The 12,923-nt window shown below is 65.0% G+C and carries 9 protein-coding genes; 5 read left to right on the top strand and 4 right to left on the bottom strand.

The window, feature by feature from the left end:
* Positions 1 to 71: 71 nt before the first annotated feature.
* Positions 72 to 512, top strand: coding sequence for a (deoxy)nucleoside triphosphate pyrophosphohydrolase (locus OW521_RS03675; RefSeq protein WP_268023046.1), 441 nt, complete (start codon positions 72 to 74; stop codon positions 510 to 512).
* Here OW521_RS03675 and OW521_RS03670 read toward each other — a convergent pair.
* Complete coding sequence (locus OW521_RS03670) at positions 509 to 1,588, bottom strand: Rv2578c family radical SAM protein (protein ID WP_268023044.1); 1,080 nt, start codon at positions 1,586 to 1,588, stop codon at positions 509 to 511. The genes OW521_RS03675 and OW521_RS03670 overlap by 4 nt on opposite strands.
* 99 nt (positions 1,589 to 1,687) lie before the next feature.
* Between OW521_RS03670 and pcp the strand changes: the two genes are divergently transcribed.
* Positions 1,688 to 2,338: a pyroglutamyl-peptidase I gene (pcp, locus tag OW521_RS03665; RefSeq protein WP_268023042.1), complete on the top strand. Its 651-nt coding sequence runs from the start codon at positions 1,688 to 1,690 to the stop codon at positions 2,336 to 2,338.
* Positions 2,339 to 2,366: 28 nt separating this feature from the next.
* Here the strand turns inward: pcp and OW521_RS03660 are convergent, their stop codons facing one another.
* Complete coding sequence (locus OW521_RS03660; RefSeq protein WP_268023040.1) at positions 2,367 to 3,023, bottom strand: SIMPL domain-containing protein; 657 nt, start codon at positions 3,021 to 3,023, stop codon at positions 2,367 to 2,369.
* Positions 3,024 to 3,196: 173 nt separating this feature from the next.
* Here OW521_RS03660 and pheS point away from each other — a divergent pair, with 173 nt between their 5' ends.
* The 3 genes from pheS to OW521_RS03645 all read left to right on the top strand — a co-directional run bounded on the left by pheS (position 3,197) and on the right by OW521_RS03645 (position 7,502).
* Entirely contained in the window at positions 3,197 to 4,258 is a 1,062-nt protein-coding gene (gene pheS / locus OW521_RS03655) for a phenylalanine--tRNA ligase subunit alpha (RefSeq protein WP_265978332.1), read from the top strand.
* Positions 4,259 to 4,260: 2 nt separating this feature from the next.
* A complete protein-coding gene (pheT, locus tag OW521_RS03650) occupies positions 4,261 to 6,810 on the top strand; it encodes a phenylalanine--tRNA ligase subunit beta (protein ID WP_268023037.1) in 2,550 nt (849 codons plus the stop codon).
* Positions 6,811 to 6,938: 128 nt separating this feature from the next.
* Entirely contained in the window at positions 6,939 to 7,502 is a 564-nt protein-coding gene (locus OW521_RS03645) for a 4'-phosphopantetheinyl transferase family protein (RefSeq protein ID WP_268023035.1), read from the top strand.
* Between the two features lie 13 nt (positions 7,503 to 7,515).
* Here the strand turns inward: OW521_RS03645 and OW521_RS03640 are convergent, their stop codons facing one another.
* Both OW521_RS03640 and OW521_RS03635 read right to left on the bottom strand, forming a co-directional pair.
* Positions 7,516 to 8,895 (bottom strand): M1 family metallopeptidase, encoded by a 1,380-nt coding sequence (locus OW521_RS03640; RefSeq protein WP_268023033.1) that lies wholly within the window; start codon positions 8,893 to 8,895, stop codon positions 7,516 to 7,518.
* An 83-nt stretch (positions 8,896 to 8,978) separates the two neighbouring features.
* Positions 8,979 to 12,911 carry a Pls/PosA family non-ribosomal peptide synthetase gene (locus OW521_RS03635; protein ID WP_268023031.1) on the bottom strand — a complete coding sequence of 1,311 codons (3,933 nt, stop codon included), beginning with the start codon at positions 12,909 to 12,911 and terminating at the stop codon, positions 8,979 to 8,981.
* Between the last annotated feature and the right edge of the window lie 12 nt (positions 12,912 to 12,923).

The following is a 12,923-nucleotide window of genomic DNA, read 5'->3' as shown; positions in this document are numbered from 1 at the left end:
CGGCGAATGTCCCGGTATGTGACAACTTCCATAATCAGGATCCCTGAACTCGCGGCCAATAGACTGTTGCGGTGACTGGACTGATAAGTGTGGCGGGCGCCGCCGTCGTCGATTCCCTTGAAAACCCGAGCCGGTTGCTGGTCGCCAGGCGCAGCGCTCCGCCGCAATTCGCCGGAATGTGGGAGTTCCCGGGCGGCAAGCTCGAGACCGGAGAGTCCTTCGAAGACGCGCTGCACCGGGAATTGATCGAAGAACTCGGGATCACCGTCCGCCTCGGGGCCGAAGTGGTGGCGGACGACGATGCCGGGTGGCCTTTGAGCGAGCGTGCCGTCATGAGGGTGTGGTTCGCTGAACTGCTCGACGGCGAACCGCGTCCGCTCCAGGACCACGATGAACTTCGCTGGGTCCCCCTCGGCAACGGCGACGAGGCGTTCGCGTTGCCCTGGATTCCCGCTGACCTGCCGATTGTCCGGGCCCTGCTGGAACGGGCGGGTTCAGGGCTGCCTGGCTAGAAAAGCGTTGACTGGCCAGCCGGTGGGAGGGAAGCAGCCGCTTCCTTGCCTGCAGCGGCGTTCCTGTGGCTGAAACCGCTGCTCCCGGAAAAGCCGTGGCGGGCCTTGAAGTAGTTGATGCGGCCGCTCAGCCAGGTCCTGTATTCCTTCGGGGCATACGAGCCTTGGCCGTAGAGACGCCGGTACTTCCCGACGAGGCCGGCGTGGTTGGCCGCCAGCCACTGCATGAACCATTCGCGGGTGCCCGGCTTCAGGTACAGCGCCCCGGCAGTCACTCCCGTGGCACCAGCCCCGGACAGAGCGGTGAAGAGAGACTCCAAGGCGTCATCATTGTCCGTCAGCCAAGGCAGGATGGGCATGGCCATGACTCCGCAGGGCAGGCCTGCCTCGCGCAGCCGGCGGATGAGTTTGAGCCGGGCACGGGGCGCCGGGGTCCCCGGTTCGACAGCCGAGGCAAGGGTTTCGTCTGTCATAGCCAAGGAGATGCCCAAATCCACGGGTACCTGGCTGGAGGCGTGCTTGAGCAGGGGGATGTCGCGGCCCAGCAGGGTTCCCTTGGTGAGGATGGAGAACGGCGTGCCGGAATCAGCCAAGGCGCGGATGATTCCAGGCATCAGCTCGTAACGGCCCTCGGCGCGCTGGTATGGATCTGTGTTGGTGCCCAGGGCGACATGATGGTGTCCCCAAGACGGCTTGGAGAGTTCCTTGCGCAAGACTTCTGCCGCGTTGATTTTCACTATCACCTGGGAATCGAAATCGTGTCCGGCGTCGAACTCCAGATAGGTGTGGCTCTTGCGGGCGAAGCAGTAGACGCAGGCATGGCTGCATCCGCGGTATGGGTTGACGGTCCATTCGAAGGGCATTTGGGAACCGGACGCCACCTTGTTGAGCACCGATTTGGCGGTGACCTCATGAAAGGTGACTCCGGAGAATTCGGGGGTTGAGACGGAACGCACAAGCCCGGCCAGCGGCAGCAGGGCGTCCGGAGCTGGGGCGGCTCCGGACAGGATGCTGTTGCTGTTGTCTCCGGGTGCCGGACCACGTTGTGGTGAAAGTGCCTGTGCGTCCCATCTCATGGCCTCCATTCGAATATATGTTCGAACGATTGTCAAGGTCTGCCGAAAGATCGGAGCTGGGACCGGGACGCCGGGTCGGCTGTTGCTAGGGTGGGGTTCATGATTCTGCTGACAGGATTCGAGCCTTTCGGCGGCGACTCCAGCAATCCTTCGTGGACCGCCGTCCTCGTGGCGCAGGAAATTTTGCGCGCTGAAGGGCATGAGGTGGAGGCGCTCGAGCTACCCTGCGTTTTCGGTGAATCCGCTGCCGTTCTGCGGGAGGCCATCGGGCGGCTGCGGCCGGAGCTGGTCATCTGCGCCGGGCTTGCCGGCGGCCGGGATCGACTTTCCTTGGAGAGGGTGGCCATCAATTGCGATGACGCCAGAAGTCCGGACAATGCGGGAAACCAGCCCATCGACGAACCTGTCATTCCGGCAGGTCCTGCGGCGTACTTCAGTACCCTGCCGGTGAAGTCCGCGCTCCGAGCCTTGCAGATCGCGGGAATCCGCGCGGAGGTCTCACAAACGGCTGGAACCTATGTGTGCAACCACGTGTTCTATGCCCTGATGCACGAACTCTCACGTGCTGGCACCGCGGCACATGCCCGCGGCGGCTTCATCCACGTGCCCTACGACGAAACCCAACTGCGTCGGGGGAGTGCCGCACCGTCCATGGCGGCGCGGGACATGGGCGAGGGGATCGCCGTCGTCGTGCGTACCGCTCTCGAGACTCGCGTGGACGCGAAGCTCTCCGCGGGAACTGTTCACTAGGCTGGCGCCGCCCACTTGGAGAGCAGGATCAGCCGGCGCTGCGCTCCGGAGACTCCAGCTCCCACTGCACCACCACGCTTGCCGAAACTGCCACGGTTCCTGTTTCGATGGCCACGCCCTGGGCGGCAACGGCGCGCTTAATGTCACCCGCCATCGGCACGGGCAACCCACGCTCTGGCCGCTGATCGATGGACAAGACCTGACCTAGCCGGGCGCCGGCGAGTGCGGCAAACCGGGTGGCTTTCGCCTCGGCCTCCCGCCACGCGGCCTCCTGCGCCTGCGCTGCGACGGCCGACGAATCCGTGAATCCTTGTTCGATCCCATTGATGCGGAGGCTGTCGCCACCGGCAGCGACGGCTGCGGATATGGCGACGGGGGCCGCAGACGGCGGGCTGACCCGGGCAACCAAGGTGGTTGAAGCAACATATCCAGTGACCTTTTGTCCCTGGTTTTCGGCCCAGACGAGCTCCGCCCGCAGATTGAGGCCGCTGGTCCGCAGGTCACGCTCAGCCACCCCGTGCCCGCGCAAGGCATCAATCACCGCCGAGGTCACCTCTCCGGCGTCGTCATAGGCCTCTCCGGCGGCATCACGCCTGACCTCGACGGCGAGCGTCAGCGTGAGAAGGTCGGGAACGGCTTCGGCCGTTCCCTCCCCGGTGACAGTTATGGTGCGGACCGGTGTCATGAGGCCATGCTAGTCCCGGGCGTCCGGACGGCGTCACGGGTTAAATCCGGGCCGAAGCCTTCAACTAGACTGGGAGTTAGTGCCCGCCGGACGCTTCCGGCGAGCATTGCTCCTGCCTTTGCCATGGCCCCGCCGGGTGAAGACCATTTCCGACTCGTAGCTAAGAACAGTAGATGACTGACACTTTGCCGGGCGCTGCCATCCCGAACCCTCTGGATGAAGCCGCCATCACCGCTGCCGTTGAGGAAGCAGTCGCCGCGATTGCCGCTGCATCCTCCCTCGAAGAACTCAAGGCCGTCCGCTTGGCGCACACCGGCGAGAAGTCGCCTTTGAGCCTTGCCAACCGTGAAATCGGTGGTCTGGCCAAGGAGCAGAAGGCCGCTGCGGGCAAGCTCATGGGCTCCTCGCGCGGCCGCGTCAACCAGGCGCTCGCAGCACGGACCGCTGTGCTCGAAGCCGAAAACGACGCCCGTATCCTCGTGGAGGAAACCGTCGACGTCACGGCAGCACCGAGGCGACGCCGCGCCGGTGCCCGCCACCCCCTGTCCACGCTTCAGGATCGCGTGGCGGACATTTTCGTCGGCATGGGCTGGGAAATCGCCGAAGGCCCGGAGGTTGAATCCGAGTGGTTCAACTTCGACGCCCTCAACTTCAAGCCGGACCACCCTGCCCGCGAAATGCAGGACACCTTCTTCGTTGAACCTCCCGAGGCGCACCTGCTCATGCGCACGCACACCTCCCCGGTGCAAGTCCGTTCCATGCTGGAGCGCGACGTGCCCATCTACGTGCTGTGCCCGGGCAAGGTATTCCGCACCGACGAACTCGATGCCACCCACACGCCCGTGTTCCATCAGTTCGAGGGCCTGGCCATCGACAAGAAACTGAGCATGGCGGACCTCCGCGGCACTTTGGAGCACTTCGCACGGCAAATGTTCGGTGACGAGGCGCAAATTCGCCTGCGGCCCAACTACTTCCCGTTCACGGAGCCGTCGGCGGAGCTGGACATTTGGCATCCCGGCGCCAAGGGCGGCCCCCGTTGGATCGAATGGGGCGGCTGCGGCATGGTCAATCCCAACGTCCTGCGCGCTGCGGGCATCGACCCGGACGAGTATTCAGGTTTTGCCTTCGGCATGGGCATCGAGCGTACGCTCATGTTCCGCAACGAGGTCGGCGACATGCGCGACATGATCGAAGGCGATGTACGTTTCAGCGAGCACTTCGGGATGGAGATCTAACAGTGCGTATCCCACTTTCCTGGCTGCGCGAATTCGCGCAGGTTCCGGCCGACGCCACGGCCGAAGACGTCATGGCGGAACTCGTCAAGGTCGGTTTTGAAGAAGAAGCCGTCCACCGTCCCACGGACGAACTCAAGGGTCCCATCGTGGTGGGCCAGGTCCTGAGCCTGGTCAAGGAACCGCAGAGCAACGGCAAGACCATCAATTGGTGCCAGGTCCGCGTGGTCCCCGAGGGGCAGGAGCAGATTCTCACCGGTGAGGGCATCGACCCCTCCGGCGTGCAGGGCATCATTTGCGGTGCCCACAACTTCGTCGAGGGAGACAAGGTAGTTGTTACCCTTCCGGGCGCCGTACTGCCGGGGGACTTCCACATTTCCGCACGCAAGACCTACGGGCACCTGTCCGCCGGCATGATCGCCTCGGTACGCGAACTCGGCATCGGCGAGGACCACGACGGCATCTTGGTGCTCTCCCGCATCGGCCTGGATCCCGAGGTCGGCACTGACGCCATGACGTTGCTGGGCCTCTACGACGAAGCCGCCGAAATCAACGTCACCCCGGACCGCGGCTATGCGTTCTCGATCCGTGGCGTCGCCCGCGAATATGCCCACGCCACCGGAACTGTCTTCACGGATCCGGCCGCCAAGGTCAATGCCCCTGCGGCACTCTCCGGCGGCTATGGCGTCAAGCTCAACGACGACGCTCCGATTTACGGAAAGCCCGGTTGCGACCGCTTTGTGGCCCGCACGGTCCGCGGAGTCGACGCCACCCGCCCCACCCCGCCGTGGATGGTTTCCCGGCTGCGTTTGGCCGGCATCCGCTCCATTTCGCTGCCCGTGGACATTTCCAACTACGCGATGCTCGAGCTCGGCCAGCCGAACCACTGCTACGACCTCGACAAGCTCTCGGGTGACATCGTGGTCCGCCGCGCCGTGGCAGGGGAGAAGATCACCACCCTTGACGGCAAAGTGCGTGCGCTCGACGTCGAGGACCTCCTGATCACCGACCGCTCCGGGGCAATCGGCATCGCCGGCGTCATGGGCGGAGCCAACACGGAGGTCTCCGATTCAACCACCAACATCCTGGTCGAAGCTGCGCACTTCGATGAGGTCTCGATCGCACGGTCCCGTCGCCGTCACAAGCTGCCGTCAGAGGCGTCCAAGCGCTTCGAGCGTGGCGTGGATTGGCAGGTTGCCAACATTGCCGGCCAACGCGTCGTTGACCTCCTCGTGGAGCTGGCAGGGGGCACCGCTGACGAAGCCGGGACCGACGTCGGGACCGCGCCCGACGCTGTGACCATCGAGTTGCCGGCTGGCTACGCGGCCTCCCGGATTGGTATCGACTTCACGGAAGAACAGATCACCGGTTCCCTCAAGGACCTGGGAGCCATCGTCCTGAAGGGCGACGTGAGCGGCTCCTATGTGGTCACGGCACCGAGCTGGCGCAATGACCTGGAAACCAAAGAAGACCTCTCCGAGGAAATTGCAAGGCTGGTGGGCTACGACAACATCCCGGCCACCCTGCCCGTGGCCCCACCGGGCCGCGGCTTGACCCGGACCCAACAGCAAAAGCGCCGGATGGTCCAGGCCCTCGCAGATTCCGGCCTGACAGAGGTCCTCTCGTATCCGTTCGTCTCCAAGTCGTCCAATGACACCTTTGGTGTCGCTGAGGAAGGCGCGGCACGAGCCGCCCTCAAACTGGCCAACCCGATCAGCGAGGAACACGGCTACCTGCGTACCTCCGTTCTTCCCGGCCTGATCGAGGTTGCCCGCCGCAACCATTCCCGTGGGTTCCGCGACCTTGCCCTCTTCGAGGCCGGCTCGGTGTTCCTTCCCGACGGGCAGCTGGGCACTGCGTCCATCCCTCCGCTGGGTGTCAAGCCGTCCGAGGAAGTACTTGACGGACTGTACGACGGCGTCCCGGACCAGCCGCTGCACATCGCCGCTGTTTTGACGGGCCATGATTCCCCCGCTGCCGCGGCCCACGCGCCGCGTGCATGGGACTGGGCGGACGCCCTCGATGTCGCCCGGCTCATAGGCGACGTCCTCGGTGTGGAGCTCGTGGTCAGCCAAGGCAGCCACCAGGCGTTCCATCCGGGCCGTGCTGCACAGTTGGCGCTCCGCTCGGGCGACGTCGTGGGTTACGCGGGCGAACTACACCCGAAACTGCTCGCTGCCCATGACATGCCGGCCCGCTCCGTGGCGCTCGAGCTCAACGCGGACGCGATCTTCGACGCGGCTCCGGACGTTATTGTTGCCAAGCACATTTCCGGGTTCCCGGTGGCCACGCAGGATGTTGCCCTTGTGGTACCGCGGGACGTTCCGGCGGACGCCGTCTTGGCTGCCCTCCGCGAAGGGGCCGGGGAACTCCTCGAGGACGTCGCCTTGTTCGATGTCTACGCCGGCCAGGGCATCGAGGACGGCAAGAAGTCGCTCGCCTTCGGGTTGCGATTCCGTGCAACCGACCGCACGCTGACGGCCGATGAGGCATCGGAGGCCCGTGAGGCCGCCGTCGCCGTCGCCGCAGAGCGATTCGGAGCAGTCCAGCGCTGACCCGCATCAACACCGGTATCGAGGGGCTGGCTGTTCACATCCAGCCCCTCGGACCCGCGCAGTCCGCCGCCATCGCGCAGATAGCGGCGGATTTGCTGTCTCCGGCCGAGATCCTTCGCGGAAACGCCATGGCCCCGCTCTTACGCTCGGAATTCCTGGCGTCCAGGGTGGCCCAGCAGAACTTTGCCGCAACCCTTCTGGGTCTCCCGGCCTCGAAACTCCGGGCGGCCTATGAGTGCCCGGACTGTGGGTCCGGTCCGCACATTGTGCATGGCCGGCCCGGATACCTGCTCGACGGCGGCCCCGCACCCCTAGTGCTCAGCGCCTCGCGGGCGTCGGGCTGGGTGCTGTTTGCCGCCGTCGTACATCCCGAACCCGGGCTCCGGCTGGGAGCCGATCTGGAAAGCGCGGCAGGCACGGAGTTCGCCGGCTTCGACGGCGTCGCGCTGACCCCGCGCGAGCGTCGCCACCTCGATGCCCTGGACGCCGGCCACCGTGCGCTGGAGCGGGCGCGACTATGGGCTCGCAAGGAGGCCTGGTTGAAGATGGCGGGTGTTGGGCTCAGGGTGGACCCGAATTCCCTCGACGTACTGGAAAGGCCAGGGCTATGGGACGTCGAACTCCCGGCCAGCGCTGACGGCCAGGATCTTCCGGCCGGACTGGCTGGTGCCGTCGCGCTGACAGCCCCTTAGCTGGACCGGTGCATTAGCTGAAAGCGGGGAGCCTTGCCTGGTACAGCCAGGGCTCCAGCACGCTGGCGGCGTCGAGCCCCGGAACGTAGGCGTTGGCCGTGACGATGAATTCCGCCGTGGAGACCGAGCCATGGCGCTTGGTCTCGGTCCAATGCCGCAACAAACCGAAGAACGCCGTGTCACCGCATGCACGACGAATGGCGTGAAGGGCCAAGGCCCCGCGCTTGTAGACGCGGTCATCGAACATTCGCTCCGGCCCGGGGTCGCCGATCACCAGATCCTGCGTGCCGGCGTCGAGCTTTCGCCACGCAGCCCTCGTTCGGTTGGTTAGGGACATGACGCCGGCTTCTTCGGACCAGATCCATTCGGCATAGCAGGCGAAGCCCTCGTGCAGCCAGATATCCCGCCAACTGCTCGCGGTGAGCGAGTTGCCGAACCATTGGTGGGACAGCTCGTGGGCGATCAGGCGCTGCGCCTCCCACGATTGCTCCATGTGGTTGCGGCCGAAGATGGAGAGCGTCTGTGCCTCAAGGGGGATTTCGAGTTCATCGTCGGTGACCACGGCCGTGTATTCCGCAAAGGGATACGGACCGAAACACTCCACAAACGTCCGCATCATGTCGGTTTGCCTTGCCAGGCCTTCTTTGGCCTCGGACAACAAGCCGGAGGAGACGGCGACAAACTGGGGCACTGGAGTGTGCCTCGCCCCGTCGGCGTGGTGGGCCGTTCCTGCGTCGGCCTTGTTGAGTGAGGGGCTCAGCCGGTGGAGCCGGTAGCGGCCGATCTGAACCGTGGCGAGATAGCTGGCCATCGGTTCGCTCTGTTCATAAACCCAGGTCTCACGGCTTGACTTCCGGCTGTGCGAGACGAGGCGGCCGTTGCAGATGGCGCGATAGTTGTCGTCGGTGGTGATGCTGATCAAGTAGCTGGACTTGTGCCGCGGGTGGTCGTTGCAGGGGAACCAGGAAGCGGCACCGTTCGGCTGGCCCGCAACCAAGACGCCGTCGTCGAGCTCCTCCCAACCGACTTCGCCCCACAGGCCCCGGCGCGGCTTCGGATTGCCGTCGTAGCGGAGTTCGACAGTGAAGGCCTGGCCGGCCCGCAACCGGTCCTTTACGGTGACAACAACGTGCTCGCCGCGAGGGCTGAACTTCGGCACCTTCTTGCCGTCCACGATGATCTTGGAAGCTTTCAACCCCACCAGATCCAGGACTACGGAGTCTGTGTCTTCGAGCGCCATGCAACGAAGCGTCGCGCGGCCGTTGAGCCTGTTGCTGCCCAAGCTGTAGTCCAGATCCAACTCATATCGCAACACCTGGAATGCCGTACTCCCGTGGTGCAGGGTATAGGGATCGGCAGCAGTTCTGGTTGTTCCTGGTTCGCTGCGGCTCATGTGCGCTGGCTGCCTCCGTGTAGCTTGCTGTGCTGCTGTTGTCATCGGCTGGTGGTTTTCACGGGTCGTCTCGCCAATCTACGCTACGGACCGGACCAAGGGCTGACGGGGTTGCCCATCCAGTAGGTGCCCGCAGGAACAGTTTCGCCGCGCATGACGAGCGACGCCGGTCCAACCGTTCCGCCCGCCCCGATGCTGGCGCGCGGCAGGATCACCCCGTGCGGGCCCATCGTGGCGCCGTCCCCGAGAACTACCGTATCGATGCTCATGATGCGGTCGTGGAAGAGATGAGTCTGGACCACGCAGCCGCGATTGACTGTGGAACTTTCGCCGAGCGTGACAAGGTCGGCCTCGGGCAACCAGTAGCTTTCGCACCAGGTGCCCCGGCCGATTTTCGCACCGAGTGCCCTGAGCCACCACACCAGCGCCGGCGTCCCGGATGCCGAACGCGCGAACCATGGAGCACTGACCATCTCGATGAAGGCGTCAACCACTTCGTTCCGCCAGATGAACGAGCTCCACAGGGGATGCTCGCCCTCCTTGATGCGGCCCACCAGAATCCATTTCGCGGCAACCGAACTTGCCGCGGCCACGGCACCTGCGGCGAGGACCACGACGCCGCCCAATAAGGCCGCCAGCCAGTAAGAGGTCTCCGTAGCGATCCAGTCGAGGACCAGCATGATGCCGACGGCGATCGCCACCGTCAGGATGACCGGCACCAGACGGCACAATTCCCATAGGGCGCGTTTGGTCTTGAGGGCTAACGGGGGATTGAAGGTGAGGCTCTGATCGGCATTGACGGCGGTCCGGCGCAGCCTGACGGGTGGACTGCCCAGCCAGGAGGTGCCCGATTTTGCCTTGGCCGGCGTAGCCGACAACACTGCGACCAGCGAATTCTTGGGCACGCTGCGGCCCGCGGCGGTCATGCCGGAATTGCCGAGGAACGAGCGTTTGCCGATTTTGGCCGGTCCAATTTTCATCCAGCCGCCGCCGAGCTCGTAGGAGGCCACCATGGTGTCGTCCGCGAGGAATGCACCTTCACCGATGGTCGTCATGCGCGGAAGCAGAAGCACCGTGGAGGCCTCTACATTCCGGCCTACTTTGGCGCCCAGCAGGCGTAGCCACACTGGGGTGAAGAGGCTGGCGTAGATGGGGAAAAGCAGATCCCGCGCCATGTCCAGCACGCGTTCAGTGGCCCAAACCTGCCAGCCAACGCGGCTGCGAACGCGGTAGTACCCCTCGGCGAGACCGATGCCGAGCATCCGGGTGGTCGCCAGGATCAACAGGAGATTGCAGAGGAACCAGGCCAGTGCGGCCAAGGGGATGGCAAGCAAGAGCTCCGGGAAGGCATCCTGGAGGGAACTCCTGCCTTGGATGAAGCCCAGAACCACACAGGCACCGGCGAACGCCGAGATATAGGGGATCAGGGCGAGCAGTGCGGAAGCTGCAGCGAACGCCGCGAACCAAAGCCTGCCGATCAGATGGTGCGACGACGGAGTCTCCGGCCATCCATTCTTGGCTTTGCCACGGCGTTCGGCTGGGGAGCCGGCAACGAGGTGTCCGGCCTTGACCTTGCCCAAGACCGCGGAGCCGGGCTCCACACGCGCGCCGGCGCCGATGCTGGTTCCCGGCATGAGCGTGCTGCGGGAGCCCACGGTCGCGCCGGCACCTACATGGATGGCTCCGATGTGGACGTAGTCACCGTCGATCCACCAGGCGGAGAGATCCACCTCGGGTTCGATGTTGCAGCCGCTGCCCAGGGAAAGCAGTCCTGTGACCGGAGGCAGGGAATGCAAATGGACGTTGTTCCCGATCTTCGCCCCCAGCGCCCGGGCGTAGTACGGAACCCACGGCGCGCTGGCGAGGCTGATGGCGCCCGAGAGGTCTTGGATCTGTTCCGCAAGCCACAACTTCAAGTGAACTTTGCCCGAGCGCGGGTAGGTTCCGGGCTGGAGGCCACGGAGGAGGGTCCTCGCAGCCAGAATCGAAATGGCCATGCGTCCGGGCGGGCTGACGAACACCAGCCAGGACGCCAGGATCCACCACCATGACACCACTGGGGCGGCTGAGAAACCGGCGAAGTCGGCCAACAAATGGTTGGCGGCCATGAGGTAGGTGAGCCAACGCATGCCCACTAGGATGTTGAGGAAAATACCCATCAGGGTCTGGAAGATCTGCGATTTCCGGGAGGTCGGGCGAACCGTGCGTTCGGCTGCCGGCCCCTGGATGCCGCCTTCCGGCAGTGACTGCCGCGCGGCATCGATCAGGGCACCCACACGGGGGGTCGCATAGATCTCAGCCACCGTGATGGTGGGGTAACGCACTCGCAGGGCCGAGACGAGTTGGGCCGCGGCGAGGGAGCCGCCACCGTAGGCGAAGAAATCGGCGTCGAGCGATGTGACCCGGGAGCCTAGGACGCTTTCCCATTGCTCAGCCACCCATTGGGCATCCTCGGGAAGATTGAGCGGTGCCTTTTCGGCATCGGCAGCTCCCGCGCCCGCCAGCGGCCAGGGCAGCGAATGCCTGTCCACTTTGCCGCTGGTCTTCGTCGGTAGGGAATCCACCACCGTCAGCAGTGGGATCAGCGCAGCGGGAAGGCTTTCGGTGAGCAACTCCCGGGAAGCTGCGAGGTCGATGTCCTCGGGTCCCGCGGGAGCCAGGTAGCCGACAAGTATCTGGTTGCCGGCCGCCGTCGTACGGACGGCAGCGGCCGCTCCGGCAACGCCGGGCAGGGCCTGAAGTGCGGCGTCGATCTCGCCCAGCTCGATCCGCCGGCCACCAAGTTTGACTTGTTCGTCCGCGCGGCCTTGGAAGATGAGACCGGCTTCTTCATAACGGACGAGGTCGCCGGATCGGTACGCGCGTTCCCACCCCAGGGAGGGCATCGGCGCATACTTCTCTGCGTCCTTCGCGGGATCGAGGTAGCGGGCCAGACCTACGCCGCCAATGATCAGCTCACCCGTCTCGCCCTCCTCGACGGGAATCCCTGCGGCGTCGACGACGGCGAGGTCCCAGCCGTCCAGCGGCAAACCTATGCGTACGGGACCGGTGCCACCGAGTGGAGCTGCGCAGGCCACGACGGTTGCTTCCGTGGGGCCGTAGGTGTTCCACACTTCGCGGCCGTCCACTGCGAGCCGTTCGGCGAGTTCGGGTGGGCACGCTTCGCCGCCGAAAATGAGCAGGCGCACGTTCTCGAGGGCTTCGGCGGGCCATAGCGCTGCGAGCGTGGGAACGGTGGACACCACCGTGATTCCATGGTTGATGAGCCACGGGCCAAGATCCATACCGGAACGCACGAGGGCACGCGGAGCCGGGACCAGGCAGGCACCGTGCCGCCACGCCAGCCACATCTCTTCGCACGAAGCGTCAAACGCCACGGAAAGACCGGCGAGGACCCGGTCCTGCGGCCCGATGGGATCTTGCTGGAGGAAAAGCCGGGCTTCGGCGTCAACAAATGCTGCGGATGAACGGTGCTGCACCGCCACGCCCTTGGGTGTGCCCGTGGAGCCTGACGTGAAGATGACCCAGGAATCGTCATCCAGGCCCGGTGCACGCGGGGCCGGGTGCGGCGTTAGCCGCTCCCCGGAGACGTCGATCATGCGGCCCTTTGTGACAACGGCGGACACCTCGGCTTCTCCGAAAACCAGCCGCGCGCGTTCCTCGGGATCGTCCGCGTCCACTGGCACATAGGCGGCCGCAATCGAGAGGATCGCCAGGATGGCAATGTAGAGATCATTCGTGCCGGACGGGATCCGGACGCCGATCTTGTCACCGGGGCCCAGTCCAGCCGCACTGAGCGTGGCGGCAAAACCGCGCACTTGCGCCATGAGTTCGGAGTAGCTTAGCGACTTGCGCCCGTCATCGAGGGCCGAGGCTTCCGGAAACGTTCGGGCCGTGTCATCGATGATTTCGATGAGCGTGCGCGTCGGCGGCGCGGCTCCTGCGCCTTGCAGCTGGGGCAGGTGCACAGCTTGGAGTTCCAGGCGGTCTGCCGGGATTTCATGTTCCTGGGTCACGTTCGAAGCTTC

This window comes from Arthrobacter sp. MMS18-M83, from assembly GCF_026683955.1.
In the GTDB taxonomy this organism is placed as follows: Bacteria; Actinomycetota; Actinomycetes; order Actinomycetales; family Micrococcaceae; genus Arthrobacter.
The sequence above is the reverse complement of the archived record's forward strand: the minus strand, read 5'-3'. Positions and strand labels throughout refer to the sequence as shown.

Excerpts from the sequence above, each read along its gene's own strand:
- OW521_RS03640 (WP_268023033.1), bottom strand. The coding sequence starts at position 8,895 with ATGAGCCGCAGCGAACCAGGAACAACCAGAACTGCTGCCGATCCCTAT.
- OW521_RS03660 (WP_268023040.1), bottom strand. The coding sequence starts at position 3,023 with ATGACACCGGTCCGCACCATAACTGTCACCGGGGAGGGAACGGCCGAA.
- OW521_RS03670 (WP_268023044.1), bottom strand. The coding sequence starts at position 1,588 with ATGAGATGGGACGCACAGGCACTTTCACCACAACGTGGTCCGGCACCC.
- OW521_RS03645 (WP_268023035.1), top strand. The coding sequence starts at position 6,939 with ATGGCCCCGCTCTTACGCTCGGAATTCCTGGCGTCCAGGGTGGCCCAG.
- pheS (WP_265978332.1), top strand. The coding sequence starts at position 3,197 with ATGACTGACACTTTGCCGGGCGCTGCCATCCCGAACCCTCTGGATGAA.
- pcp (WP_268023042.1), top strand. The coding sequence starts at position 1,688 with ATGATTCTGCTGACAGGATTCGAGCCTTTCGGCGGCGACTCCAGCAAT.